Annotated in this window: 28 protein-coding genes and 1 pseudogene; 19 read left to right on the forward strand and 10 right to left on the reverse strand. The window is 63.2% G+C overall.

Features of this window, described 5'->3' with window-relative positions; translation table 11 throughout:
- Positions 1 to 33 precede the first annotated feature (33 nt).
- The 3 genes from EJ068_RS05980 (at position 34) to EJ068_RS05990 (ending at position 1,326) form a co-directional block, all read left to right on the forward strand.
- On the forward strand, positions 34 to 246 hold the full coding sequence (locus EJ068_RS05980; protein WP_006202520.1) for a cold-shock protein: 213 nt from the start codon (positions 34 to 36) through the stop codon (positions 244 to 246).
- A gap of 237 nt (positions 247 to 483) precedes the next feature.
- Positions 484 to 696: a cold-shock protein gene (locus tag EJ068_RS05985; protein WP_006202521.1), complete on the forward strand. Its 213-nt coding sequence runs from the start codon at positions 484 to 486 to the stop codon at positions 694 to 696.
- A gap of 216 nt (positions 697 to 912) precedes the next feature.
- Positions 913 to 1,326 (forward strand): BA14K family protein, encoded by a 414-nt coding sequence (locus EJ068_RS05990; RefSeq protein WP_127251733.1) that lies wholly within the window; start codon positions 913 to 915, stop codon positions 1,324 to 1,326.
- 78 nt (positions 1,327 to 1,404) lie between these two features.
- Here the strand turns inward: EJ068_RS05990 and EJ068_RS05995 are convergent, their stop codons facing one another.
- The 3 genes from EJ068_RS05995 to EJ068_RS06005 all read right to left on the reverse strand — a co-directional run bounded on the left by EJ068_RS05995 (position 1,405) and on the right by EJ068_RS06005 (position 3,567).
- Entirely contained in the window at positions 1,405 to 2,046 is a 642-nt protein-coding gene (locus EJ068_RS05995; RefSeq protein ID WP_127251734.1) for an MBL fold metallo-hydrolase, read from the reverse strand.
- 164 nt (positions 2,047 to 2,210) lie between these two features.
- A complete protein-coding gene (locus EJ068_RS06000) occupies positions 2,211 to 2,528 on the reverse strand; it encodes a hypothetical protein (RefSeq protein ID WP_127251735.1) in 318 nt (105 codons plus the stop codon).
- A gap of 145 nt (positions 2,529 to 2,673) precedes the next feature.
- A complete protein-coding gene (locus EJ068_RS06005; RefSeq protein ID WP_127251736.1) occupies positions 2,674 to 3,567 on the reverse strand; it encodes a branched-chain amino acid aminotransferase in 894 nt (297 codons plus the stop codon).
- A gap of 275 nt (positions 3,568 to 3,842) precedes the next feature.
- Between EJ068_RS06005 and EJ068_RS06010 the strand changes: the two genes are divergently transcribed.
- The 4 genes from EJ068_RS06010 to EJ068_RS06025 all read left to right on the forward strand — a co-directional run bounded on the left by EJ068_RS06010 (position 3,843) and on the right by EJ068_RS06025 (position 7,878).
- Positions 3,843 to 4,370 carry a MarR family transcriptional regulator gene (locus EJ068_RS06010; protein ID WP_042647466.1) on the forward strand — a complete coding sequence of 176 codons (528 nt, stop codon included), beginning with the start codon at positions 3,843 to 3,845 and terminating at the stop codon, positions 4,368 to 4,370.
- Complete coding sequence (locus tag EJ068_RS06015) at positions 4,357 to 5,076, forward strand: response regulator transcription factor (protein WP_126081672.1); 720 nt, start codon at positions 4,357 to 4,359, stop codon at positions 5,074 to 5,076. Before EJ068_RS06010 ends, EJ068_RS06015 begins: the two co-directional genes overlap by 14 nt.
- Before the next feature lie 51 nt (positions 5,077 to 5,127).
- Entirely contained in the window at positions 5,128 to 6,543 is a 1,416-nt protein-coding gene (locus EJ068_RS06020; RefSeq protein WP_127251737.1) for an ATP-binding protein, read from the forward strand.
- Positions 6,544 to 6,813: 270 nt separating this feature from the next.
- Positions 6,814 to 7,878, forward strand: a complete 1,065-nt coding sequence (locus EJ068_RS06025; protein ID WP_127386217.1) for a glycosyltransferase family 1 protein — start codon at positions 6,814 to 6,816, stop codon at positions 7,876 to 7,878.
- Here EJ068_RS06025 and EJ068_RS06030 read toward each other — a convergent pair.
- The 3 genes from EJ068_RS06030 to EJ068_RS06040 all read right to left on the reverse strand — a co-directional run bounded on the left by EJ068_RS06030 (position 7,870) and on the right by EJ068_RS06040 (position 9,364).
- Positions 7,870 to 8,229: a tRNA-binding protein gene (locus EJ068_RS06030; protein ID WP_127251739.1), complete on the reverse strand. Its 360-nt coding sequence runs from the start codon at positions 8,227 to 8,229 to the stop codon at positions 7,870 to 7,872. The two genes, EJ068_RS06025 and EJ068_RS06030, sit on opposite strands and share 9 nt — an antisense overlap.
- 18 nt (positions 8,230 to 8,247) lie before the next feature.
- Positions 8,248 to 8,748, reverse strand: a complete 501-nt coding sequence (locus EJ068_RS06035; protein ID WP_040989643.1) for a YbjN domain-containing protein — start codon at positions 8,746 to 8,748, stop codon at positions 8,248 to 8,250.
- A 313-nt stretch (positions 8,749 to 9,061) separates the two neighbouring features.
- Complete coding sequence (locus EJ068_RS06040; RefSeq protein WP_127251740.1) at positions 9,062 to 9,364, reverse strand: accessory factor UbiK family protein; 303 nt, start codon at positions 9,362 to 9,364, stop codon at positions 9,062 to 9,064.
- A gap of 148 nt (positions 9,365 to 9,512) precedes the next feature.
- Here EJ068_RS06040 and EJ068_RS06045 point away from each other — a divergent pair, with 148 nt between their 5' ends.
- The 7 genes from EJ068_RS06045 to EJ068_RS06075 all read left to right on the forward strand — a co-directional run bounded on the left by EJ068_RS06045 (position 9,513) and on the right by EJ068_RS06075 (position 15,541).
- Positions 9,513 to 9,695 (forward strand): hypothetical protein, encoded by a 183-nt coding sequence (locus EJ068_RS06045; protein ID WP_127251741.1) that lies wholly within the window; start codon positions 9,513 to 9,515, stop codon positions 9,693 to 9,695.
- 102 nt (positions 9,696 to 9,797) lie between these two features.
- Entirely contained in the window at positions 9,798 to 10,652 is an 855-nt protein-coding gene (lgt, locus tag EJ068_RS06050) for a prolipoprotein diacylglyceryl transferase (protein ID WP_127251742.1), read from the forward strand.
- Positions 10,649 to 11,716 carry a class I SAM-dependent methyltransferase gene (locus tag EJ068_RS06055; protein WP_127251743.1) on the forward strand — a complete coding sequence of 356 codons (1,068 nt, stop codon included), beginning with the start codon at positions 10,649 to 10,651 and terminating at the stop codon, positions 11,714 to 11,716. The genes lgt and EJ068_RS06055 overlap by 4 nt, the downstream gene beginning before the upstream one ends.
- Positions 11,717 to 11,802: 86 nt before the next feature.
- Positions 11,803 to 12,591 (forward strand): peptidoglycan editing factor PgeF, encoded by a 789-nt coding sequence (pgeF, locus tag EJ068_RS06060; RefSeq protein WP_127251744.1) that lies wholly within the window; start codon positions 11,803 to 11,805, stop codon positions 12,589 to 12,591.
- A complete protein-coding gene (locus tag EJ068_RS06065; protein WP_042647462.1) occupies positions 12,591 to 13,742 on the forward strand; it encodes a Xaa-Pro peptidase family protein in 1,152 nt (383 codons plus the stop codon). The genes pgeF and EJ068_RS06065 overlap by 1 nt, the downstream gene beginning before the upstream one ends.
- Positions 13,743 to 13,797: 55 nt before the next feature.
- Entirely contained in the window at positions 13,798 to 14,415 is a 618-nt protein-coding gene (locus tag EJ068_RS06070) for a hypothetical protein (RefSeq protein WP_127251745.1), read from the forward strand.
- A gap of 190 nt (positions 14,416 to 14,605) precedes the next feature.
- A complete protein-coding gene (locus EJ068_RS06075; RefSeq protein ID WP_126081663.1) occupies positions 14,606 to 15,541 on the forward strand; it encodes a ribose-phosphate pyrophosphokinase in 936 nt (311 codons plus the stop codon).
- A 97-nt stretch (positions 15,542 to 15,638) separates the two neighbouring features.
- Here EJ068_RS06075 and EJ068_RS06080 read toward each other — a convergent pair whose 3' ends face one another.
- Together EJ068_RS06080 and EJ068_RS06085 are read right to left on the reverse strand one after the other, a co-directional pair.
- Complete coding sequence (locus EJ068_RS06080; protein ID WP_127251746.1) at positions 15,639 to 16,202, reverse strand: dihydrofolate reductase family protein; 564 nt, start codon at positions 16,200 to 16,202, stop codon at positions 15,639 to 15,641.
- Between the two features lie 115 nt (positions 16,203 to 16,317).
- Positions 16,318 to 17,187, reverse strand: a complete 870-nt coding sequence (locus EJ068_RS06085) for a helix-turn-helix transcriptional regulator (protein ID WP_128298067.1) — start codon at positions 17,185 to 17,187, stop codon at positions 16,318 to 16,320.
- A gap of 132 nt (positions 17,188 to 17,319) precedes the next feature.
- Here EJ068_RS06085 and EJ068_RS06090 point away from each other — a divergent pair, with 132 nt between their 5' ends.
- Positions 17,320 to 18,549 (forward strand): MFS transporter, encoded by a 1,230-nt coding sequence (locus tag EJ068_RS06090; RefSeq protein WP_189342590.1) that lies wholly within the window; start codon positions 17,320 to 17,322, stop codon positions 18,547 to 18,549.
- Positions 18,550 to 18,627: 78 nt separating this feature from the next.
- Here the strand turns inward: EJ068_RS06090 and EJ068_RS06095 are convergent, their stop codons facing one another.
- Positions 18,628 to 19,485, reverse strand: coding sequence for an alpha/beta hydrolase (locus EJ068_RS06095; RefSeq protein ID WP_126081659.1), 858 nt, complete (start codon positions 19,483 to 19,485; stop codon positions 18,628 to 18,630).
- 148 nt (positions 19,486 to 19,633) lie between these two features.
- Here EJ068_RS06095 and EJ068_RS06100 point away from each other — a divergent pair, with 148 nt between their 5' ends.
- Positions 19,634 to 20,074: a MarR family transcriptional regulator gene (locus EJ068_RS06100; protein ID WP_126081658.1), complete on the forward strand. Its 441-nt coding sequence runs from the start codon at positions 19,634 to 19,636 to the stop codon at positions 20,072 to 20,074.
- Between the two features lie 25 nt (positions 20,075 to 20,099).
- Here the strand turns inward: EJ068_RS06100 and EJ068_RS06105 are convergent, their stop codons facing one another.
- On the reverse strand, positions 20,100 to 20,744 hold the full coding sequence (locus tag EJ068_RS06105; protein ID WP_126081657.1) for a glutathione S-transferase family protein: 645 nt from the start codon (positions 20,742 to 20,744) through the stop codon (positions 20,100 to 20,102).
- A gap of 204 nt (positions 20,745 to 20,948) precedes the next feature.
- Between EJ068_RS06105 and EJ068_RS06110 the strand changes: the two are divergent.
- The 3 genes and pseudogenes from EJ068_RS06110 (at position 20,949) to pth (ending at position 23,631) form a co-directional block, all read left to right on the forward strand.
- A pseudogene (locus EJ068_RS06110) lies at positions 20,949 to 21,862 on the forward strand (alpha/beta hydrolase).
- Between the two features lie 376 nt (positions 21,863 to 22,238).
- Positions 22,239 to 22,883, forward strand: coding sequence for a 50S ribosomal protein L25/general stress protein Ctc (locus EJ068_RS06115; protein WP_127251082.1), 645 nt, complete (start codon positions 22,239 to 22,241; stop codon positions 22,881 to 22,883).
- 25 nt (positions 22,884 to 22,908) lie between these two features.
- Complete coding sequence (gene pth, locus EJ068_RS06120; RefSeq protein ID WP_127251083.1) at positions 22,909 to 23,631, forward strand: aminoacyl-tRNA hydrolase; 723 nt, start codon at positions 22,909 to 22,911, stop codon at positions 23,629 to 23,631.
- Positions 23,632 to 23,697 lie beyond the last annotated feature (66 nt).

Genomic DNA, 23,697 nt, shown 5'->3' on the forward strand with positions numbered 1-23,697 from the left:
CACAAGACTGACACGGGTGAAGGAGTTTCCCCAATGGCCCAGACCGGTACCGTAAAGTTCTTCAACGCCACCAAAGGCTTCGGCTTCATCACGCCGGATGGCGGCGCCAAGGACGTGTTCGTCCATATTTCCGCGATCGAGGCATCCGGCCTGCGCACGCTGGTCGACGGCCAGAAGGTCACCTTCGACGTCGAGCCGGACCGCATGGGCAAAGGCCCGAAGGCGGTCAACCTGCGCGCCGCCTGATCGGCGCAATCGCCTGTCCTTTGCGGATGCAATGATGCGGCAGGATCCTGAACGGGCTTTTGGACAGGCTCGAAATTGCGAAGGCGCGACGGAACCGTCGCGCCTTTTTCGCGCGCAAATGCTTGGATCGGCAGGCGAAAACTTTCTCTTGCCGATGACGCTAAAATAAAGGACAAATTTCCTCTCGGGCAATTTGCCGGCCCGAGACTTGACTTGATGGGATCAAAGGAGTTTCCCATGCCGCAGACCGGCACCGTCAAATTCTTCAACCATGCCAAGGGCTTCGGCTTCATCACGCCCGACGATGGCGCAAAGGATGTCTTCGTCCACATCTCGGCCGTGCAGGCGTCGGGCCTTCCCGGTCTTGAGGATGGGCAGAAAGTGACATTCGACACCGAGCCGGACAAGCGCGGTAAGGGTCCGAAGGCCGTCAATCTGTCGATCGGCTGAGCCGGCTCACGACGGATCCGACGGAGGCTATGTCAGGCGGGGCGCTCCCGCCCGGTATCGGGCTGTGCCCAAGCCTCGAAAAACCGCCAGGCCACGAAAAATCGTTTACGCCGATTTCCGTTCAGCCTCCGTTCAGCCACGGTCTTCTATTAACCTTTTCTAAAGCCGGTCCGTATCCCCAAAAAAATGCGCGGGCCGGCGCGAAGGAGACCGAAGATGAACCGTTTTCTCAAGACCGCCATCCTGAGCGTTGGCATTGCCGCGACCACCCTGGCCACCTTCTCGGCGGCCAATGCTGACGACTGGCGCTGGCACCATCATCGCCATCATAACGGCGACGCTCTTGCCGCTGGCGTTGTCGGCCTCGCGGCCGGCGCCCTGATCGGCAGCGCGCTCAGCAACCCCGGACCACGCTATTACGAACCGGCCTATGGTGACGACTACTATGTCGATCGGCCGGTGCGCCGCTACTACGTGCAGCAGCCGCGTGTCGTCTATGCCGACCGCTATGCCGAGCCGTGGACCCGCGGCTGGTATGAGTATTGCTCGGACCGCTACCGCACCTTCAACTCGCGTACCGGCACGTTCACCGGCAATGATGGCGAGCAGCATTTCTGCGTCGCCAACTAGGCGGAGCTTTTGAGCACCGCCTGGGTTCCCTGCCCAGAAAAGCGCCGCCTCCAGCGGCGCTTTTTCTTTGCATGCGGGTCAGGTGAGAAAGGGATTGGTCCGCCGTTCGTCGCCGAAACGGCTGCCCGGTCCATGGCCGCAGATGAAGCCGATATCGTCGCCAAGCGGCAGAAGCTTGTCCTTGATCGAGGCGATCAGCGCGGCGTGGTCGCCGCCAGGCAGATCGGTGCGGCCGATCGAGCCGCGGAACAGCACGTCACCGACATGCGCGAACTTGGCCGCGCGGTTGTAGTAGACGACATGGCCCGGCGCGTGCCCCGGGCAATGCAGCACTTCGAACACGTGATCGCCGAAGGACACCGTCTCGCCTTCGGTGAGGAAGCGGTCCGGCACGCAGTTACGCACCGGATCGGTCAGGCCGAAGCGCTTGGCCTGGTTCTCGAGATTGGCAAGCAGCGGCTTGTCGGCTTCGTGCGGGCCGATAATGTCGATGCCCAGCGCATCCTTCAACTCCATCGCGCCGCCGGCATGGTCGATATGGCCATGCGTGATCCAGATCGCGCCGGCCTTGATGGCATTGTCCTTCAGCACCTTGAGCACCTGGTCAATATCGCCGCCGGGATCGACGACGACGCCGTTCTTGTCGTCCATGTCGAACAGGATGGTGCAGTTCTGCTGGAACGGCGTGACCGGCACGATGCCGGCATTGAGCTGACCCATGGCTTTCCTTTCTCGAGCAATTCCAGGAAAAGTCCGAACCGCTCCGGTTGTCGCCCTGATGTAGACAGGCCGGCAAACGCCGTCCACTGCCGGCCGGCATAAATATCCCGGCAACGAAAATGGGCGGCCGAAGCCGCCCATTTGAAAGCCTGAAGCGGCAGGCCTTACTTCTTCATCGCACCCATGACCGCGCCGATGATGGCGGTCAGGATCGCGCCGCCGCCGGCGCCGCCGACGATGTTCTGCACGTTGAGCGCGCTGCCAAGTCCGCCTGCCGCTGCCGCGGCCGCCGCCGGATCGACCGTGCCGCCGCCGAGAAGGCTGCCGAGAATGGCCGCCCCGGCGACGCCGCCGATGGCACCGCCGAGGATTTTGGGAAGCTGACCCAACGCCGCCTGCTTGAGCGCCGCGCCGACCGCTTGGCCACCGATGACACCCGTAATCACCTGTATAACGATCGCAACGAGCGTGTTCGTATCCATGTAACTAGTCCCTCCATAGCCGCCTGCCTCCAAGGGCCGACACCGTCATGAGACGCCGAACCGTCCGAAAGTCAAATGCATGAAAGCTTAAATAAAAAGGGCGGCCCGAAAACCGCCCCTATTGCACAAAAAGCTGTGACTATCGCTATTCTGCGGCGATCGCGTGCTTTGGTTGCACTGCAGCAGAATAGTCGTTCATCAAGGTCTTGGCGATCTCGCCAACCTCGAATCGGTATGGACCGATCTCCGAAACCGGTGTTACCTCGGCCGCGGTACCGGTCAGGAAGCATTGCTCGAAACCTTCGAGATCTTCCGGCATGATGGCGCGCTCGATCACTTCGAAACCACGATCCTTGGCCAGGCCGATCACCGTGCGGCGGGTGATGCCGTCGAGGAAGCAGTCGGGCGTCGGCGTATGGATCTTGCCGTCCTTGACGAAGAAGATATTGGCGCCGGTGGCTTCCGCCACCTGGCCGCGCCAGTCGAGCATCATGGCGTCGGCATAGCCCTTGGCCTCGGCAGCATGTTTGGACAGCGTGCAGATCATGTAGAGGCCGGCGGCCTTGGACTTGGACGGCGCGGTGCGCGGATCGGGCCGTCGCCATTCGGCGACATCGAGACGGATGCCCTTGAGCTTCTGCGCGGGATCGAAATAGCTCGGCCATTGCCAGATGGCGATGGCGCAATTGATGCGGTTGTTCTGCGCCGAGACGCCCATCTGCTCGCTGCCGCGCCAGGCGATCGGACGCACATAGGCGTCCTGAAAACCCTGCTTCTTCAAAAGCGTCCGGCAGGCCTCGTCGATCTCGGCGACCGGATAGGGAATCTTGAAGCCCAAGAGGCGTGCCGATTCATGCAGACGCTCATTGTGCTCGGTCAGCTTGAAGATCTGGCCGCCGTAGGCGCGCTCGCCCTCGAAGACGGCGCTGGCATAGTGCAGGCCGTGGGTCAGCACATGGATCTTGGCGTCGGCCCATTTGACGAACTCGCCGTTCATCCAGATGAAGCCGTCCAGTTGATCGAAGGGAACGGATGCCATGGAAACCTCCCGCGGGCGGGTGCCCGCAAATCGTTATGTTTTTTATAGCCTTCGTGCCGGCCCCATCACAGGATCCGAACAGGATCCGAAACGCTGGCCAGTGCTTGGAAGCGTAGGCGGATATTCAATTCGTGGCAAACTCAGGAAGTTCCGGAAAAACGGCTTCCGCTTGCCTTTTCGTTCGCAATCCGCCGAAAAGCTTGTCAAAAATTATCATTTGCCCGGGAATTACGTCAATAGTACTGACATAATTCCCGCCTCGCATGGAGAAATTGATGACGAGCCCCGCAGCCGGAAAACCGATCAGGACGGCGATCGCCGATGAGGACGGCATCGACTTCGCCATCATCGAACTGTTCTTTTTCGCCTATCGCGATTTCACCTCCGACCCGGACCAGATCCTCGCGGACTATGGCTTCGGCCGCGCCCATCACCGTGTGCTGCACTTCGTCAACCGCAGGCCGGGCCTCACCGTCGCCGAGCTGCTCGATGTGCTGAAGATCACCAAGCAGAGCCTTGCGCGGGTTTTGAAGCAGCTGATCGACACCGATCATATCGTCCAGGTGCAGGGCCCGCGCGACCGCCGGCAGCGCGAGCTCTACCCGACCGCCAAGGGCCGCGCGCTGGCCTTGGCATTGGCGCGGCCACAGTCGCGCCGCATCCGTGCGGCATTGGAGGATTCCGGAGCCACCGAACGCGCCACGATCGAGCGATTCCTGGAAGCGATGGTCAATCCGGAACTAAGAGCGCAGATCGACATTGTGCCTGCGCAAACATCGGGGAAGAACCATGGAGACCATTGAGAAGGTCGATCATCCGGCCGCGCCCGACGATGACGCGCCGCATCTTCTGGTCGTTGACGACGACACGCGTATCCGCAACCTGCTCAAGCAGTATCTGTCCGAGAATGGCTTTCGCGTCACTGTCGCTGGCAATTCCGGCGAAGCCAGGCGCAAGCTCGCCGGCCTCGACTTCGACCTTCTGGTGCTCGATGTCATGATGCCGGGCGAAACCGGCGTCGATCTCACCAAGGCGCTGCGGGCCGAGAAGAACGTGCCGATCCTGATGCTGACGGCGCTGTCCGAGACCGACAGCCGCATCAGCGGGCTGGAAGCCGGCGCCGATGACTACCTGCCGAAACCGTTCGATCCGCGCGAGCTGATCCTGCGCATCAACAACATCCTGCGCCGTGGCGGCCCGGCCGCAACGCCGAAGGTGGAACAGCTGGTGTTCGGGCCCTACACGTTCCAGATCGCCAAGCGCGAATTGAAGCGCGGCGGCGAGGCGCTTAAGCTGACCGACCGCGAGCAGGAGATCCTCGCGATCTTCGCCGCGCGGGCGGGCGAGACCATACCGCGCCATGAGCTGGTCGGCGATGAATCGGATGTCGGCGAGCGCACCATCGACGTGCAGATCAACCGGCTGCGCCGCAAGATCGAGCGCGATCCGTCCAATCCGGTGTGGCTGCAGACGGTGCGCGGTATTGGGTATCGGCTCAGCGTCGAATAGACTACCGTCGAAGGCCCTTTGCTGAACAGGCCATCGACGAGCGGAAGGCGAATGGCGACCACGCAACTGGAACAGCCGAAAGGGAGCGGCCCCGGCGACCTCGCGCTGCGGACGCTGAGGGCGATGCCGCGCGCCTGGAACCGGTTCTGGCGCTTGATCGCGCTCTACATGCCGAAGCGGCTCTACGCCCGCTCGCTGATCATCGTCATCGCGCCGATGATCCTGCTGCAGTCGGTGATCGCCTTCGTCTTCATGGAACGCCATTGGCAGACGGTCACCCAGCGCCTGTCGCAGGCGACGATCTCGGACATTGCTGCCGTCATCGACATGATGGAGACCTATCCGCACGACGCTGACTACGCCAACATCATCCGCATCGCCCAGGACCGCATGCAGTTGAAAGTGGATCTGCTGCCGCCAGATCCGTTGCCGCCGCCCGGCCCGAAGCCGTTCTTCTCGATCCTCGACGAGGCGCTGTCGTCGGAGATCACGAGACAGATCAACCGTCCGTTCTGGATCGACACGGTCGGCAACTCGAACGTCGTCGAGGTCCGCGTCCAGCTCGAAGGCAAAGTGCTGCGCGTCTTCGTGCGGCGCAGCCAGGCTTATGCCTCGAATACGCATATCTTCCTGATCTGGATGGTCGGCACCTCGCTGGTTCTGCTGATGATTGCCATTCCCTTCCTGCGCAATCAGATCAGGCCGATCCTGACGCTCGCCGAGGCCGCCGAGAGTTTCGGCAAGGGCCGGCCGATGCCGCGCGATTTCCGCCCGCGCGGCGCCGAGGAGGTTCGCCGCGCCGGCTTCGCCTTCATCCAGATGCGTGAGCGTATCGAGCGCCAGATCGAGCAGCGCACCGCCATGCTGACCGGCGTCAGCCACGACCTCAGGACCATCCTCACCCGCTTCAAGCTGCAGCTGGCCCTGGCCGGCGGCAAAGCGGAGACCAAGGCCGCGCTGAACCAGGACATCGACGACATGCAGTCGATGCTGGAAGGCTATCTCGCCTTTGCCCGTGGCGAGTCCGCGGAGGACACCGGACGCTTCGACCTCAACGCCTATTTCCAGAAGCTCGGCGAGGAAGCGCAATTGCGTCGCTGCCAGCTCACGACGACGCTGGCCGGCGATCCGGCCGTGCATGTGCGGCCGAACGCCTTTGCCCGTTTGCTTTCGAACGTCATCGGAAACGCTTTCCGCTATGCCAAAACCGTCGAGGTCCACGCCGATCACGCTCGCGGCTCGCTCACCGTCACCATCGACGACAATGGGCCGGGTATCGCGCCCGACAAGCGTGAAGAGGTGTTCAAGCCATTCCTGCGATTGGACGAGGCGCGCAACCTGGATGCCAGCGGCACCGGACTTGGCCTGTCGATCGCCCGCGACATCGCCCGCAGCCATGGCGGAGACATCAGCCTCGAGGACAGTCCGCTCGGCGGCCTGCGCGCCGTCATCAAGGTGCCCGCCTAGCCAGAGCATGATCCCGAACCGACCTTCGTTTCGGACAAGATCATGCTCAATCAAAAAGCAGCTTCATCCGCCCGTCATGAAATCATGGTGAAGAGCGCGCATGAAGCGCGCGACTCTTGTTGATTCGGCTCTGCCGCCCCGCTTCGATCCCGCCCCTGCCCGGGTGCGCTGGAGCGAGGCGCGAGCTGCCGCCTGGCTGCCGTTCCGGCACCGCGCCGGCGCGTCCAGGAGTTATCGCGGCGATGGACCGTCATACGTAGCGGGATCGCCATGCGCATCCTGATGGTCACCGACGCCTGGCGGCCGCAGGTCAATGGCGTGGTGCACACGCTCGAACGCCTCACCGAGGCGCTGAAGCCCTTCGACGTCGAGCTCGACTTCCTGACGCCGAACCTCTTTCGCACCTTGCCGATGCCGACCTATCCCGACATCCGGCTCGCGTTGACGACGCCGGGTCATGTGGCGCGCCGGATCGAGGCCGCCAAGGCCGACCACATCCACATCGTCACCGAGGGTCCGCTCGGCATCATGGCGCGCCGCTATTGCCGCAAGGCCGGCCGCCCCTTCACCACCAGCTACCACACGCGCTTTCCCGAATATCTCAGCGCCCGCCTGCCGGTGCCGGAAAGCTGGGCTTACAACTGGCTGCGCGACTTCCACAATTCCGGACAGGGCACGCTTGTCGCCACGCAATCGCTGGCCGACGATCTCGCGGCGCGCGGCTTCAACAAGCTGAGGCCCTGGACGCGCGGCGTCGACACCGACCATTTCCGGCCCGACAAGCGCAAGGAAACCGGATTTCCGCGCCCGGTCTTCCTGTGCGTCGGCCGCGTCGCGATCGAAAAGAACCTGACCGCCTTCCTCGATCTCGACCTGCCCGGCAGCAAGGTGATCGTCGGCGAAGGGCCGGAACTGGCAAAACTCAAGGCGCGCTATCCCGACGCGCATTTCCTCGGCCATCGCCCGAACGACGAGCTGGCCGAGATCTACGCCTCGGCCGATGTGCTCGTGTTTCCGAGCCGCACCGACACTTTCGGCAACGTCATCATCGAGGCGCTGGCCAGCGGAACGCCGGTGGCCGCCTATCCGGTGACCGGACCGATCGACATTGTCGGCGATGGCGTCGGCGGAGCCGTGTCGAACGACCTGGGCGAGGCGGCGATGAAGGCGCTTGACGTCGATCGCGCCGAAGCACGCCAGCGCGCCATGCGCTACAGCTGGAAGGCCTGCGCCGAGATGTTCCTGGACGTAGTCGAGGAAGCACTGGGCATGTCAAGCAAGCGCGCCGATCAGGACAGGGTGGCTCCGGGTCGCCCTAGGCTCGTCCTAGAATAGGCGCCCGCCGTCCGGCACCTTGCGCTCGATGGCGCCGAGCACCACCGCGCCCTCTTCATCGGGAAAGCCGAGCGTGAGGACCTCCGACATGAACGGACCGATCTGGCGCGGCGGGAAATTGACCACCGCGAAGACCTGCCGGCCTATAAGCGTCTCCGGCGCGTAGTATTTGGTGATCTGCGCCGACGACTTCTTCACCCCGATCGCCGGGCCGAAATCGATCTTCAGCTTGATTGCCGGCTTGCGCGCTTCCGGAAACGGCTCGGCCTCGACGATCGTGCCGGCACGGATATCGACACGGTCGAAATCGGCAAAGCTGATCTCGGGCTTGCGCTCGCTGCTGGAACTCATCGGCGATATCGGCTTGGTTCAGGCGTTTCCATGGGTCTCGAAGAGCACGCTGGAGAGCGCGTCCTTGGCCGATGTACCCGACCAGACGACGAACTGGAAGGCCTGGAAATAGCATTCGCAAGCTTCGAGCGCCGACGATAGAAGCACCTCGACCTGCTGGCTCGACGGCTCGACCCCGCCGGCAAGCAGCAGCGACTGCCTGAACATGATCGCACCTTCCTGCTCCCAGAGGTCGAAATGCCCGAACAGCATCTGCTCGTTGATCAGCGACAACAGCCGCATCACTTCCAGCGCGCGCGTCTCCGGCACCTTGATGTCGAAAGCGCAGGCCAGGTGCAGCGCCTCGAAATCCTCCATCCAGGAAAAGGAGACATGATAGTCGGTCCAACTGCCGGCCACCGAAATCGAAATCTCGTCGTCGCCGGCGCGCTCGAAGGACCAGTCATTGTTGTGGGCCACCTGCTCGATGACGTCCACCGGGTGGATTTCGCGGGAGAATTCGAGTTCGAGGAGTTCCATGAATGCTTCCTGTGTTCAGGGGAGCGCCACACGCTCCGCGGGGCACACACGACGAACAATCTTGTCTAGAACTCGGACGGTCAGGACTTTCCAACGCAAAGACCCAACCGGACCCCACCGCCCGGCGCATGACCCTGCTTCGAATCATGCAACAAATTCAGTCTATTGATCGGGAGTCGCGTGAACAGCCCAATTTTTCGCACCGGGTCATCCGCATGTGGAAAGGTGGCTGTCACAAAGATTCATGCAATGCCGGTAAGCGATTCACGGCAAAGCGATTTTTCGGATCGCGCTATGTGGAAAAGTTTAACGATTATTTTTTTGCGCGGGGCTTCGCGGCACCCGCAGGTGCGGCCTGTCCGGTCAGATCGGCGAGCCTGGCCTCGAGCGCCTCGAGGCGCGTCGCCAGTTGGATGTTGTCTTCCCGCGCCTTGACCGCCATCTCGCGCACCGCCTCGAATTCTTCGCGCTGCACCACATCCATGGAATTCAGCATGCGCTCGGCCTGCGCCCGGAACGCCGTCTCCACTTCGCGCCGAACGCCCTGCGCGGCACCCGCGGCGTCGGTCATGATCTTTGCGAATTCGTCGAGAATGCGGTTCGGTCCGGTCGCCATGGCAGATCCTCGCTTTGTCGTTTTGACGTAGTGGCGCGCGGCGTGGAATGCAAGCGCATTGCGGCGTGCTCACCTGGTTACGATTTGATCTCACCGTGTCCGTCGTTGTCGTTATTATCTGATAGGATGTGTCGAACGGGAGCGTGAGATGCCCAACACTGGGGGTTCGGAAAAGCGCATTGCCGCACTAGACGCAGCGCTCGCCAAGGGCATCAGCGACGTCGAAGCAAAGCGGACAATGCCTGCCGAAGAGGTGTTTGACCGCTTGGAAGCCAAATACAGGGAATTGGCCCAAGGCCAAAAGCCAAAGCCGCCACGTAACGGCGATTAGCTGCGTCCCAAAGTCAGATTTGCCGCGCTGCCGTTGCCTTGACCCCGCCAAAACCCTGCCGCATGGTCCGCGCCCGAACATGACCGCGCCCTGGAGACCCTGTTGAGCGAATATTTCCTGCTGCCGCTGGCCTCCCTGCCCTTCCCCGACATCGACCCGGTCATCGTCAAAATCGGGCCGCTGGCTGTGCACTGGTATGGCGTCGGCTACATCGTCGGCATCCTCTTTGCCTGGTGGTATGCCAAACGGCTGGTCACCAACGCCCACCTCTGGCCGGACGGCCACCTGCCGATGAAGCCCGAGGACCTTGACGATTTCATCGTCTGGGCGGCGATCGGCGTCGTGCTCGGCGGGCGCACCGGCTATGTACTGTTCTACGACCTGCCGCGCTATATCGCGCATCCGCTCGACATCTTCGCCGTCTGGCAGGGCGGCATGTCCTTCCATGGCGGCCTGCTCGGCGTCATCCTCGCCATGACGCTGTTTTCGCTCAAGCGCCGCATTCCGACCTGGACATTGTTCGATGTGGTGTCGGCAGGCGTGCCTGTCGGGCTCGGTCTTGTGCGTGTCGCCAACTTCATCAATTCGGAGCTTTGGGGCCGGCCGTCAAACGTGCCCTGGGCGATCGAATTCCCCAATGGCGGCCCGTTCACCCGCCACCCAAGCCAGCTCTACGAGGCCTTGCTCGAGGGCCTGGTGCTGTTCCTGGTGCTGCGCTTCCTTACCCATTCGCGCCTGAAACTGAAGACGCCGCGCTTCGTTGGCGGCGCCTTCATCTGCGGCTACGGCCTGTCGCGCATCTTCGTCGAGTTCTTCCGCGAGCCCGACCAGCAGCTCGGCTATCTGCTCGGCACCAGCTGGCTGACCATGGGCATGATCCTGTCCACGCCGATGGTTCTCGCCGGCATCTGGGCCATGGTCACGGCAAAGCCGACGCCACAGCCGCGGGCGGCATGACCCGGCTGAAGGAACGCATCAAAGGCCTGATCGGCGCGGCGGGGCCGATCCCGGTCAGCGAATATATGGCGCTCTGCCTGTTCGATCCCGAGGAGGGATATTACACGACGCGCGAGCCCTTCGGCGCCGTCGGCGACTTCATCACTGCGCCTGAGATCAGCCAGATGTTCGGCGAGCTCGTCGCCGTCTGGCTCTACCAGGCCTGGCAGGGCGCCGGCCGGCCCCTGCCCGCGACCTTTGCCGAGATCGGCCCCGGCCGCGGCACGCTGATGAAGGACATGCTGCGCACTTGGTCGCGTCTCGACCCGGCGCTGGTGGCCAGAGCCTCCTTTGCCATGGTCGAGACCAGCCCGCGCCTGGCTGAGATACAGAGGCAGACTCTTGCCGGTCAAAACGCGGCGCTTGCCTGGTACCAGACCATCGACACGCTGCCGCCGCAGCCGCTCTTCATCGTCGGCAACGAATTGTTCGACGCGGTGCCGATCCGGCAGTTCGTCTATGTCGGCACGGGCTGGCGCGAGCGCGTGGTCGGCCTCGATGGCGCCGATGAGCTGCACTTCTTCGCCGGCGCGGGATCCGTCGACCCGGCGCTGCTGCCCCCTGGCGCCGCCAATGCGCCGCAAGGCGCCATCGTCGAAGTGGCGCCTGCCCGTTCGGCGCTGATGGCGCAGATCGCCGAACGCATAGCCAGCCAGGGCGGCGCCGGCCTCTTCATCGACTACGGCCATCTGCAGCAGGGGATCGGCGACACTTTCCAGGCGCTGCGCCGTCACAAGCGCGAGGACGTTCTGGCCGATCCAGGCGAAGCCGACCTCACCGCCCATGTCGATTTCGCCGCACTTGCCGACATCGCGCGGGCGCACGGTCACGATGTTCAATTGTCGACCCAGGGCGAATTCCTGCTCGGCATGGGCCTGCTCGAACGTGCCGGAACGCTCGGCGCCGATGCCGATGCCGAAACACGTCAGGTCATATCGGACGCGGTCGAACGCCTGGCCGGCCCCGACGCCATGGGCGAGTTGTTCAAGGTGATGAAGGTCCTGCCGAAGGCGAAAGGCGGCTGAGATCGGCGCGCGGCCTCGGTGGCTGGCCCGCTCGTCTCCGAACTTCGCCTTGACGAACCCGCCTTGCACGGACGACAAACCCAACCATGCTGAATCAGACCAGACCCGATCCAGTACGCTCGCCGCTGCTTGAAAAGGCGCAAGGCATGCGCCACGGCTACTTCACCCGCATCGGCGGCGTCTCCGACGGCATCTATCGGGGCCTCAACATCGGCACGGGCTCCAGCGACGACCAGACATTGGTCGCCGAGAACCGGCGGCGCGTCGCCGATTGGATGGGTGTGCCCGCGGACCATCTGCTGACCGCGCACCAGATCCACTCGCCGGATGTCGTTGTCGCCAGGGAACCCTTCGCCGGCCCTCGCCCGAAAGCCGACGCCATCGTCACCGATCGTCCGGGCATCGCCATCGGCGCATCGACCGCCGATTGCGGGCCGGTGTTGTTTGCCGATGACGAGGCGCGCGTCATCGGCGCCGCCCATGCCGGCTGGAAGGGCGCCTTCACCGGCGTGCTCGAGAACACCGTCGCGGCGATGGAAGGCCTCGGCGCCCGCCGCGACCGCATCGTCGCCGTGCTTGGCCCCTCGATCGGGCCCGACAATTACGAGGTCGGGCCGGAATTTGTCGCCCGCTTCGTCGAGGCCGACGCCGGCAATGAACGCTATTTCAGCCCATCCAGGACTGTCGGCCACTCGATGTTCGACCTCAACCAATATACGGTCGACCGGCTGCGCAAGGCCGGCGTGACCGCCGAGGGGCTTGGCCGCTGCACCTACGCGGAAGAAGACCTTTTCTATTCCTACCGGCGCACCACACACCGCAAGGAAGCGGATTACGGGCGCCAGGTTTCGGCAATCGTTCTGGAGAAAGAGTAATGGCGCTGCATTTCGAACGTTCGGAATTCGACGCGCGGCGTGACCGGCTGCTGATCGAGATGGCCGAAAAGAAGCTCGACGCCGTGCTCCTGTTCGCGCAGGAGAGCATGTACTGGCTGACCGGCTACGACACGTTCGGCTTCTGCTTCTTCCAGTGCCTGGTGGTGAAGGCCGACGGCTCGATGGTGCTGCTCACCCGCTCGGCTGATCTGAGGCAAGCGCGCCATACCTCGACCATCGAGAACATCGTGCTTTGGACCGATCGTCAGGGCGCCAACCCGGCAATCGACCTGCGCAACCTGCTCAACGACCTCGATCTGCTCGGCGCCCGCATCGGCGTCGAATACGACACCCATGGCCTGACCGCCTATAACGGCCGCCGCCTAGACGAGCAGTTGCAGACCTTCGGCCAGATCGCCGATGCCTCCGGCATCGTCGGCCGGCTGCGCCTGTTCAAGAGCCCGGCCGAGATCGCCAAGGCGGAAAAGGCCGCCAATCTTTCCGACGACGCGCTCGATGCCGCCCTGCCGCTGATCAAGCAGGGTGGTGACGAAGGGCTGATCCTCGCCGCCATGCAGGGCGCTGTCTTTGCCGGCGGCGGCGACTATCCGGCCAACGAATACATCATCGGCTCAGGCGCCGATGCCCTGCTCTGCCGCTACAAGGCCGGCCGCCGCAAGCTTACCAAGAACGACCAGCTGACGCTTGAATGGGCCGGCGTGTTCCACCACTATCATGCCCCAATGATGCGCACCATTTTGACGGGCAAGGTGTCGAAGCGCCATCAGGAATTGTTCGACGCTTCCCGAGCCGCGCTGCTCGCGGTCGAAAAGGCGATGACGCCGGGCAACACCTTCGGCGATGTCTTCGACGCGCATGCCCGCACGCTCGAAGCGCACAATCTGACCAAGCACCGGCTGAACGCCTGCGGCTACTCGGTCGGCGCCCGCTTCACGCCATCCTGGATGGACATGCCGATGTTCTACCAAGGCAATCCGGAGCCGATCGCGCCCAATATGACGCTATTCGCGCATATGATCATCATGGACTCCGAGACCGAGACGGCCATGACGCTCGGCCGCACCTACCTCACCACGGAATCGGCGCCGAAGCCGCTGTCGCGCCATGATCTCGACTTGATCGTGCAGTGAATCCATAATGGTTGGTTCACGCGGGGGCGTTCGCCACTAGGGAGTTTTCAAGCAAATGAGACGATCGCGGATGACGACCGTGTCATTGCTTGCAGCGCTGGCGCTCGGCGCCTGCACCAACGCCAAGGACGTGCTCGAACCTTCGGCCATCACTCCGCCGGCGAGCTCGGCCCAGTCCTCGGCCGCCCCGCAGGGCACATCGACGACGGCCACAACCCCGACCACGACCGCGCCTGCCCCTTCTCCCGCGCCTTCCATCACAGCGTCACCCAGGACATCGGCCCAGACCGCTGCCCTGGCCAAGACACGGTTGCAGGTGGCGCCGATCGTCGGCGCATCGGTGGACGTGGCGGCACCGTTGACGGCGGAACTGCAGACCCGCGCCAAGCAACGCGGCTTGACGCTTGTCGGCAGCACCGACCAGACGGCGACGCATGTGCTGAAAGGCTATTTCTCGACGATGTCCGAGGGCAAGGACACCACCGTCATCTATGTCTGGGACATTTACGACCCCTCGGGGAACCGCCTGCATCGCATCAACGGCCAGCAGAAAGCGCCCACGGTCGGCAGCGGCGAGGGCTGGCCCGCGGTGGCACCCGCGACCATGCAGGCCATCGCCGACCAGACGATCGACCAGTTCGCCGCGTGGCTCGGCAGCGGCGGCGCCGGTTGACCGTACGGTAGCCGGCCGAACTGTTGCCGGCCAAACTGTTGCCGGCTTGCGATGTTTTGCTTGTTTGTTGCAGTCGCCGAAGGGATTCCCGATAACGAGGCTTGCAATACCGGCGCGGGCCGCTAAAAGCCCGCTTAAAAGGCTCGTTGAGAGTCTCTCGGGTCTCTCCATCCTTCACCAGGAACGGTGCATGAAGCTTTTCGCGGGCAATTCCAACCGGGTGCTGGCCGAAGCGGTCGCTCGCTATCTCAACGTCCCGCTAGGGAAGGCCAGCGTCAGGCGCTTCGCCGACCAGGAAATCTTCGTCGAGATCCAGGAAAACGTGCGCGGCGAGGATGTCTTCATCCTGCAGTCCACCTCTTATCCGACCAACGACCATCTGATGGAACTGCTCATCATGATGGACGCTTTCATGCGCTCCTCGGCGCGACGCATCACGGCGGTCATCCCCTATTTCGGCTATGCAAGGCAGGACCGCCGCGCCTCCGGCCGCACGCCGATCTCGGCCAAGCTGGTCGCCAACATGATCACCCGCGCCGGCGCCGACCGCGTGCTGACGCTCGACCTGCATGCCGGCCAGATCCAGGGCTTCTTCGACATTCCGACCGACAATCTGTTCTCGGTGCCGGTGATGGCCCGCGACGTGAAGGCCAAGTACAAGCAGCTCGGCAATGTCGTGGTCGTGTCGCCCGACATCGGCGGCGTGGTGCGGGCGCGCGCGCTGGCCAAGCGTTTCGACGCGCAGCTGGCCATCGTCGACAAGCGCCGCGAGCGCCCCGGTGAATCGGAAGTCATGAACATCATCGGCGCGGTCGCCGGCAAGGATTGCCTGCTGATCGACGATATCGTCGATTCCGGCGGCACGCTTTGCAACGCGGCCGACGCGCTGCTCGCCAACGGCGCGACGTCCGTCACCGCCTACATCACCCATGGCGTGCTGTCGGGCGGCGCCGTCGCCCGTATCGCCGGCTCGAAGCTGCAGGAGCTGGTGATCACCGATTCCATCCAGCCGACGCAGGGCGTGCTCGACGCACCGAACATCCGCGTCATCTCGATCGCTGACCTGATGGGCGAGGCGATCTCACGCACGGCGACGGAAGAGTCGGTCTCGAGCCTGTTCGACTAGAGCGTTTCACCGTTTCACGGAAACGGCGAACCGCTCTATCTCTTTGTTTTTGCGCAATTCCGGACGGAAAACCGCTCACACTTTTCCTGGAATCGCTCTAGTCGATTTCGATGGGCGCGTAACGCAGCAGCGTCACGCCTTGTGCAAGGCGCTCCGTGCCGAGCGGCTTCAACGCCAGCGACAGGCCGGACTGGAAATACGGCTTGCCGCCGCCGAGCACGATTGGATGCATATAGAGCCGGTATTCGTCGATCAGGCCCGCGCGTGCAAGGTGCCCAGCAAGCTCGGCGCCGGAAACGGAAATCTCGCCGTCCGTGTCCGCCTTGAGCGACCTTGCCACCGCCTCGGCATGCTCCTTCACCAGACGGGCATTTGGCCCGACTTCCTGAAGCGTGGTCGAAAACACGATCTTCGGCGTTTCACGCCAGGCGTGGGCAAAATCCCGCTCCACCTCCTCGGCGGCGATCTCACGCTCCGGGCTGTCCCAGAAGCGCATTGTCTCATACATCCGGCGTCCGCAGAGCGCGATCGACGTCCGCCGCATCTCGTCGTTGAAATGCTGATGAAGTTCCTCTTCGGGGACCGGCAGTTCGATGTCTCCGCTCGGGCCGGCGATATAGCCATCGAGCGATGTCAGCATGGCATAGACGATCGTCGCCATAGCGTTCCTCCGATTTCGCGCCCCCGCAAAGAACCATATCTGATTGCAACTTGCAACCGGAAGTCCGGATGGAACCCGGAGATGCGATGCCTCGACCCGATGCCGCGGCTCGGTTTCACGCAGCAAGCGGGCCGCCTGTGCGGCGCGGGTTTTCACCGGCATCGCGCGCGCCGCGCATATAGCCGCGCGGCGAAGCGCCGAGCATGCGCTTGAACATGGTGGTGAAGGCCGGCACGCTGTCATAGCCGAGATCGAGCGCCACCCTGGTGATCGGCTCGCCATCGGCGAGCCTTGGCAGCGCGGCGAACAGGCAGGCCTGCTGGCGCCAGGTCGAAAGCGACAGCCCGGTCTGGCGCTGGAAAGCGCGGGTGAAAGTGCGCCGGCTCATGCCTGCGGCATCCGCCCACTCGTCGATCGTGGCGTGCGGCGAAGGAGCCGCCACGAAGCGCCTGCAAAGCGCCGCGAGCTTCGGATCGGACGGGAAAGGCAACCCAAGCGGGCGTTCCGGCAGGTTCGGGATTTCGTGCAGCAGCAGTCCCATGACCAGCGCTGCCCGCCCTTCGAGCTCGCCGCCTTGCGGCAGTTTCTCCGATTCAACGATCAGGCTGTGCATCAACTCGGTGATGCCGACGACGCGCAATCCCTCCGGCAGACCGGCAATGGCATCAGGCATCACATAGACCGAGCGCATCGAGACGTCGCCCAGCATCTCGACCGAATGCTCGGTGCCGGCCGGTATCCACATCGCATGGTCGGGCGGCACCATCCAGCGCCCGTGCTTCGTCGTCACCAACACCACCCCCACCAGAGCATGCAAAAGCTGGCTGCGGCTGTGGCGGTGTTGCGGCACGTGATAGCCGTCCGGATATTCGGTCGGCAGCGCCACCGCCGGCCCGACGGCCTCCTCCAGCCACTGCCAGCGGCTTTCATGCAGCCGGCCCAGCTCGGCGGCGTCGCCCCTGAAGATTTCCCGGCCATGCGGCATTGGATGTGGCCCACTTGCGAAACTATTGGACCAAACCACGAAAGAAGTCGCCATTCAAGCCGATTATAAGGCAAGCGTCCTATCCCATGAGACTGCTGCGGTTCACCGCCAAAAAGACTACGGAGCATTGCCTTGACTGATACGACCGCCACATCCGTCGCCACGCCGGCGACGGCAAGCAGCGCCTCGGCGCAAGCGACGGTCTTTGCCGTCATCCTTTCGGTGAGCTTCTGCCACGGCATCAATGACATCATGCAGTCACTGCTGCCGGCGATCTATCCGCTCCTCAAAGAGAACTACGGTCTCGATTTCTGGCAGATCGGCCTTCTGACCTTCACCTTCCAGGTCACGGCCTCGCTGCTGCAACCGGTGATCGGCATGATCACCGACAAGCGGCCAATGCCTTATTCCTTGCCTTGGGGCATGGCTTCGTCGCTGGTCGGCCTGATCGTGCTGGCCTATGCCGGTCACTATGTGCTGCTTCTGGTCGGCGCCTCACTGATAGGCATCGGCTCGGCGATCTTCCATCCGGAATCCTCGCGCATCGCGCGCTTCGCCTCGGGCGGCCGCTTCGGCCTTGCGCAGTCGCTGTTCCAGGTCGGCGGCAATTTCGGCCAGTCGATGGGTCCGCTGCTTGCCGCCTTCATCGTCGTGCCCTTCGGCCAGACCAGCATCTCCTGGTTCGCCATCGGCTCGCTGATCGGCATCTTCGTGCTGTGGCAGGTCGGCGGCTGGTACAGCCGCATGCGCGCCTCGCAGGCCACCCGCAAGCAGGTCGCCCATGTGTCGCCCTTTCCGCGCAAGAAGGTAATGGGCGCGCTCGCCGTATTGACGCTGCTGGTGCTGACCAAGAACGCCTATATCGCCTCGCTGTCCAGCTACTACACCTTCTATTCCATCCACAAGTTCGGCGTCTCGGTGCAGACGAGCCAGGTCATGCTTTTCCTGTTCCTCGGCGCATCGGCGCTGGGCATCCTGCTTGGCGGTCCGTTCGGCGACCGTTATGGCCAGAAGGCGATGATCTGGTTCTCGATCGTCGGCGTGCTGCCCTTCACGCTGGCGCTGCCCTACGCCAATCTGGAATGGACGATGGTGCTCACCGTGCTGATCGGCCTGATCCTGTCGTCGGCCTTCTCCAACATCGTGGTGTTCGCGCAGGAGCTGGTTCCGGGCCGCGTCGGCACGATCGCCGGCATCTTCTTCGGCTTCGCCTTCGGCATAGGCGGCATCGCCGCCGCGGTGCTCGGCGTCATCGCCGACGTGAAGGGCATCGATTTCGTCTTCCAGGTCTGCTCGTATCTGCCCTTCCTCGGTCTGCTGACGGTGTTCCTGCCCAATATGAAGGAAGCGCGAAGGGCCTGATTGCCCGGGTACTCCGAACGGCCTCCGAAGATCGAAGCACCCGCCGCCTGGCGGGTGCTTCGTGTTTGGCAACCTGCTTCAAGCCTTGAAGAAGGCCAGCAGGTCGGCGTTGATGACATCCGCATGGGTCGTCGCCATGCCGTGCGGGAAGCCCTTGTAGACCTTGAGCTCGCCCTTCTTGAGCAGCTTGACCGAAAGCAGAGCGGAGTCCGCGATCGGGACGATCTGATCGTCGTCGCCATGCATGACCAGCACTGGCACGTCGATCTTCTTCAAATCCTCGGTGAAGTCGGTTTCCGAGAAGGCCTTGATGCAATCGTAATGCGCCTTGGTACCGCCCATCATGCCCTGGCGCCACCAATTGTCGACAACGCCTTGCGAGACCACCGCGCCCGGACGGTTGAAGCCATAGAACGGCCCGGCCGGCACATCGCGGAAGAACTGGGCGCGGTTGGCTGCCTGGGCGGAACGGAAGCCATCGAACACCTCGATCGGCAGGCCGCCTGGATTGGCGTCGCTCTTCAGCATGATCGGCGGCACCGCCCCAATCAGCACGGCCTTGGCGACACGACCACCGCCGCCATATTGGGCGACGTAGCGCGCCACCTCGCCGCCGCCGGTCGAATGACCGACATGAATCGCGTTCTTAAGATCGAGATGCGCCACGAGCGCCGCTACATCGGCGGCATAGGTGTCCATCTCGTTGCCGGTGTCCGTCTGGGTCGAACGGCCGTGTCCACGCCGGTCATGCGCGATGACGCGGTAGCCCTTCGACAGGAAGAACAGCATTTGGGCGTCCCAGTCATCGCTGCTCAGTGGCCAGCCATGGTGGAAGACGATCGGTTGGCCGGTCCCCCAGTCCTTGTAGAAGATCTGCGTGCCGTCCTTGGTGGTGATCGTGCCACTGCCGATCTTGGTCTGCGAAGCTTCAGTCATCTCCATCTCCTTTGTAATTACCGCAATAAATAATATCACGATAACGATATGCGTACCGCCATCGAGCCGGCTTGTCCATAGAAATATGTATCACGATAACATTTTCCGTGGTACATAATCGTTGCTCAGTCGGCAAAAGGATCGTGCCGTGCCTCTTCCCTTGGACAATCAGCTCTGTTTCACGCTTTACGCGACCAGCATGACAATCAATCGTACCTACAAACCGATGCTGGACGAAATGGGCATCACCTATCCGCAATATCTCGTGCTCAATGCGCTGGGCGAGGCTGACGGCATGTCGGTGGGCGGCATCGCACACCGGCTCGCTTTGGAATCGAGCACCATCACGCCTCTGGTGAAGCGAATGGAACAGGCCGGCCTCGTCACTCGCCAGCGCAGCCAGGCCGACGAGCGCCAGGTGCAGGTCGACCTGACGCCTAGCGGACGAGCCCTGCTCGTCCAGTGCAATTGCCTGAACGAGACCCTGATCGAGCGCTCGGGCATGACGTTGGCCGAGCTCGATGCCTTGAACCGGCAAATCCAGGCGCTGCGCGACGCGCTGAATGGCGGCCAGGCAGACGACGCCTAGCGTCCGGAATCGCGCAAAAGCTGGGTCACGCCTCGATCTTCACCGGCGCCAGCGGCGGTGCCTCCAACCCCTGGAACGGGTCGCGCCAGGCGTCGATCGCCTCCAGCCGGCCGTACCAGCGGCGTGTCGCCGGATAGTCGTCGAGCGGCAATCGGGCGGCGTCGTTGAAGGGCAGGAATGTCGCCATGCGGAAATCGGCATAGGAGATGGAATTGCCGACCAGCCAGTCGCGTCCGGAAAGCTCGGGCTCCAGGATCGCCGCGGCGCTATGGAATTGCCTCAACCCCTCCTCGACCAGCGCCTGATCGATGGGACCGATCCCATAGCGCTGCTTGGTCCCGCGCTCGAAATGCACCATGTCGCACGCGAAGGCGAACCGTTCCTTGCCCCAGCTTAGCCAGCGGATCATGTCCGGCTCGTCGTTCCCGCTACGCCAGAAATCGGAGCGAACGTCGCGGGACAGCCGGCAGGCGATGGCATCGGCCTCCCAAAGGCTCCAGCCCGGACCGACCAGGATCGGCAAGGTCAGATTAGGGTTGAGCGCCCGGTAGTGCTCGGCCTGCCCCGGCGCCGTGGGCGATGCGTATTCGAACGCGATCTCTGCCTTGAGATGGCGCGCCGTGGCGACAGCGAGGCGAGGATTTGGATTGCGGCTGAACAGGAGTTTCATTTGCGTCCCCACGCGTTTTCGGGTGTCTGCCCCAGGACGATTGAAACCCGCCCGATCCTACATTCACACATCTCATGTCGCCGAGACCGATCTCGCCCGCTGGATGAAAAAATTCCCGTCGCGGGCGCTTGCGGCACGACAAAAGGTCTGCTTCGTTCAATCGACGTCAGATTTTAGCAATTCGGCCAGTTCCGGGAGATTGGCATGTACAGGATGGTCGTGGCCGCGTTGGGCCTGCTCCTTTCCGCTTTGCCGGTTTCGGCGAAGATTGTCCCGTTCCCTCACGGCTTCAAGACACAGACGATCGAGACCAACGGCACCAGCCTTCATGTCCGCGTCGGCGGACAAGGCCCGGCCGTCATCATGCTGCACGGCTTTGGCGACAGCGGCGACATGTGGGCGCCTGTCGCGGCGAAGCTGATGAAAGATCACACCGTGATCGTGCCCGATCTGCGCGGCATGGGGCTGTCGGCGCATCCCGACACCGGTTACACCAAGAAGAACCAGGCCCTCGATATCGCCGGCATCCTCGACCATCTGAAGATCGACAAGGCGGATCTCGTACACACGACATCGGTAACATGGTGGGTTACGCCCTCGTCGCACAGTATCGCGACCGCATCACCCGCTGGGTCGTCATCGACGCGCCGCTGCCCGGCATCGGCGACTGGGACAACATCATCCGCCTGCCGCTGTTGTGGCACTTCAATTTCCGCGGTCCCGACATGGAGCGTCTGGTCGCCGGGCGCGAACGCATCTATCTCGACCGCTTCTGGAACGAGTTGTCCGGCGATCCCAAGAAGATCGACGAGGCCACCCGCGCGCATTATGCCGCGCTTTATGCGCGTCCCCACGCCATGCACGATGCGTTCGAGCAGTTCGCCGCCTTCAGCCAGGACGCCACGGACAACAGGGAATTCCTCGCCAAGGGCGGCAAGGTCGCCATGCCGGTTCTGGCCGTCGGTGCGGAGAAGTCTTTCGGCGCGGCGCAGGCCGACGATCTGCGTTTCGTCGCCAGCAATGTGGCGGCCGGCATCGTGCCCGGCTCCGGCCACTGGATCATGGAGGAAAATCCCGACGCGACCGTCAAGCTGATCCTGGACTTCCTCGCCAAATAGCGCTGATGCCGACAGGCCTTTGGGCACGGCTGGGGAAATCGCCAATACGGCGTCCTTCTCCAATTCTACGAATGTCCTTCAGCCTCGGTAAAGCCGGCCGATGCCGGCACGAGCATCGTTTGAAGCCCTGGCGAGCAGCGCCGAGGCCTACCGCCGTTGATCTTGCGCCATCGTCCGCCTTCCGCTATAGAGCCGCCACCCGCGTAGACACCCTTGGAGGCAACGCGGAGGAAGGCCGGCCAGGCCTCGCATGATTCCAACGCATTTGGATCGCCAAACGCATCGGACGGATCGTGCAAGGCCGCGACGGCTTTCGACGTTTACGGTTGGCCTCGTGCTTGCCGCAAGCGCTCCATAACACGCGAAAGGAAATGCCATGAGCCACGATGCTTACGAGCTCAAGGCCGAAGCGCGCGAACAGGTCGGTAAGGGGTCCGCCCGTGCAGTTCGCCGCAACGGTAAAGTGCCTGCAGTTATCTACGGCGACAAGCAGCCTCCCCTGGCGATTGCGCTGAACTATAAGGACATCTTCTACAAGATCCATGGCGGCGGGTTCCTGACCACGGTCGCCACAATCGATGTCGACGGCAAGAAGATTCAGGTCCTGCCGAAGGATTTCCAGCTCGACCCGGTCAAGGATTTCCCTGTCCATGTCGACTTCCTGCGCATCGGCAAGGACACCGAGGTCAATGTCGACGTGCCCGTCCACTTCATCAATGAGGACAAGTCGCCCGGCATCAAGCGCGGCGGCGTGCTCAACATCGTTCGCCACGAAGTCGAGTTCCACTGCCCGGCCAACGCGATCCCGGAATTCATCACCGTCGATCTCACCGGCACCGACATCGGCGACTCGATCCACATCTCGGCGGTCAAGCTGCCGGCCGGCGTCAAGCCGGTCATCTCCGATCGCGACTTCACCATCGCGACCATTGCCGGCTCGTCGGCCATGAAGCCGGAGACGGAAGCCACCACCGAAGTGGCGGCGACCGAGACGGCGGCCCCGGCGGCCGAAGAGAAGTAACCTATTTCTGCATCCGGAGGCGGCGATGCTTGTCTTTGCAGGCCTCGGCAATCCGGGCGCGAAATACGAAAACAACCGGCACAATGTCGGCTTCATGGCGGCGGACGCGATTGCCCGCCGCCATTCCTTTTCGCCCTGGTCGCGAAAATTCCAGGGCCTGATTTCGGAAGGCACGCTCGGCGGCGAGAAGGTGCTGCTGATCAAGCCGCAGACCTTCATGAACCTTTCCGGACAGTCGGTGGGCGAAGCGCTGCGCTTCTACAAGCTCGAGCCGTCCGCGCTCACCGTCTTCTACGACGAGATCGACCTTGCCGCCGGCAAGCTCAGGGTCAAGGTGGGCGGCGGCTCCGGCGGCCATAACGGCATCCGCTCGCTCGATCAGCATGTCGGCAATGCCTATCGCCGGGTGCGCATCGGCGTCGGCCACCCCGGCGTCAAGGAGATGGTGCACGGCCATGTGCTCGGCGATTTCGCCAAGGCCGATCGCGAATGGCTGGATGTCCTGCTGGACGCAATCGCCGACGATGCGGCTCTGCTCGCCAAGGGCGACGACAATTCCTTCATGAACCGCGTCACGCTCGCCTTGCGTGAAAAACTCGTGCCGACCGGCGATGACGACCGCCCGCCGCCCAAACCGCCGAAGCAGCAAAGCCATGTTCGCCAGGCGCGCCCGCAGCAGCCGGCGGCAAAGCTTCCCGAGAGCGGCCCGATGGCCGCCATGCTGAAGAAGCTGTTCGGCAAGGAGTGAGCGCCGAACGAACGGGCGCCTGGGGCTTGACGTTCGTCACCGCTATCGCCCATAGCCCTCAGCAAA

Origin of the sequence: Mesorhizobium sp. M2A.F.Ca.ET.043.02.1.1 (assembly GCF_003952405.1) — a bacterium.
Taxonomy (GTDB): Bacteria; Pseudomonadota; Alphaproteobacteria; order Rhizobiales; family Rhizobiaceae; genus Mesorhizobium.

Bases quoted from the DNA above. Each gene is read 5' to 3' on its own strand.
- EJ068_RS05980 (WP_006202520.1), top strand. From the start codon at position 34: ATGGCCCAGACCGGTACCGTAAAGTTCTTCAACGCCACCAAAGGCTTC.
- EJ068_RS05985 (WP_006202521.1), top strand. From the start codon at position 484: ATGCCGCAGACCGGCACCGTCAAATTCTTCAACCATGCCAAGGGCTTC.
- EJ068_RS05990 (WP_127251733.1), top strand. From the start codon at position 913: ATGAACCGTTTTCTCAAGACCGCCATCCTGAGCGTTGGCATTGCCGCG.
- EJ068_RS05995 (WP_127251734.1), bottom strand. From the start codon at position 2,046: ATGGGTCAGCTCAATGCCGGCATCGTGCCGGTCACGCCGTTCCAGCAG.
- EJ068_RS06000 (WP_127251735.1), bottom strand. From the start codon at position 2,528: ATGGATACGAACACGCTCGTTGCGATCGTTATACAGGTGATTACGGGT.
- EJ068_RS06005 (WP_127251736.1), bottom strand. From the start codon at position 3,567: ATGGCATCCGTTCCCTTCGATCAACTGGACGGCTTCATCTGGATGAAC.
- EJ068_RS06010 (WP_042647466.1), top strand. From the start codon at position 3,843: ATGACGAGCCCCGCAGCCGGAAAACCGATCAGGACGGCGATCGCCGAT.
- EJ068_RS06015 (WP_126081672.1), top strand. From the start codon at position 4,357: ATGGAGACCATTGAGAAGGTCGATCATCCGGCCGCGCCCGACGATGAC.
- EJ068_RS06020 (WP_127251737.1), top strand. From the start codon at position 5,128: ATGGCGACCACGCAACTGGAACAGCCGAAAGGGAGCGGCCCCGGCGAC.
- EJ068_RS06025 (WP_127386217.1), top strand. From the start codon at position 6,814: ATGCGCATCCTGATGGTCACCGACGCCTGGCGGCCGCAGGTCAATGGC.
- EJ068_RS06030 (WP_127251739.1), bottom strand. From the start codon at position 8,229: ATGAGTTCCAGCAGCGAGCGCAAGCCCGAGATCAGCTTTGCCGATTTC.
- EJ068_RS06035 (WP_040989643.1), bottom strand. From the start codon at position 8,748: ATGGAACTCCTCGAACTCGAATTCTCCCGCGAAATCCACCCGGTGGAC.
- EJ068_RS06040 (WP_127251740.1), bottom strand. From the start codon at position 9,364: ATGGCGACCGGACCGAACCGCATTCTCGACGAATTCGCAAAGATCATG.
- EJ068_RS06045 (WP_127251741.1), top strand. From the start codon at position 9,513: ATGCCCAACACTGGGGGTTCGGAAAAGCGCATTGCCGCACTAGACGCA.
- EJ068_RS06055 (WP_127251743.1), top strand. From the start codon at position 10,649: ATGACCCGGCTGAAGGAACGCATCAAAGGCCTGATCGGCGCGGCGGGG.
- pgeF (WP_127251744.1), top strand. From the start codon at position 11,803: ATGCTGAATCAGACCAGACCCGATCCAGTACGCTCGCCGCTGCTTGAA.
- EJ068_RS06065 (WP_042647462.1), top strand. From the start codon at position 12,591: ATGGCGCTGCATTTCGAACGTTCGGAATTCGACGCGCGGCGTGACCGG.
- EJ068_RS06070 (WP_127251745.1), top strand. From the start codon at position 13,798: ATGAGACGATCGCGGATGACGACCGTGTCATTGCTTGCAGCGCTGGCG.
- EJ068_RS06075 (WP_126081663.1), top strand. From the start codon at position 14,606: ATGAAGCTTTTCGCGGGCAATTCCAACCGGGTGCTGGCCGAAGCGGTC.
- EJ068_RS06080 (WP_127251746.1), bottom strand. From the start codon at position 16,202: ATGGCGACGATCGTCTATGCCATGCTGACATCGCTCGATGGCTATATC.
- EJ068_RS06085 (WP_128298067.1), bottom strand. From the start codon at position 17,187: ATGCCGCATGGCCGGGAAATCTTCAGGGGCGACGCCGCCGAGCTGGGC.
- EJ068_RS06095 (WP_126081659.1), bottom strand. From the start codon at position 19,485: ATGACTGAAGCTTCGCAGACCAAGATCGGCAGTGGCACGATCACCACC.
- EJ068_RS06105 (WP_126081657.1), bottom strand. From the start codon at position 20,744: ATGAAACTCCTGTTCAGCCGCAATCCAAATCCTCGCCTCGCTGTCGCC.
- EJ068_RS06115 (WP_127251082.1), top strand. From the start codon at position 22,239: ATGAGCCACGATGCTTACGAGCTCAAGGCCGAAGCGCGCGAACAGGTC.
- pth (WP_127251083.1), top strand. From the start codon at position 22,909: ATGCTTGTCTTTGCAGGCCTCGGCAATCCGGGCGCGAAATACGAAAAC.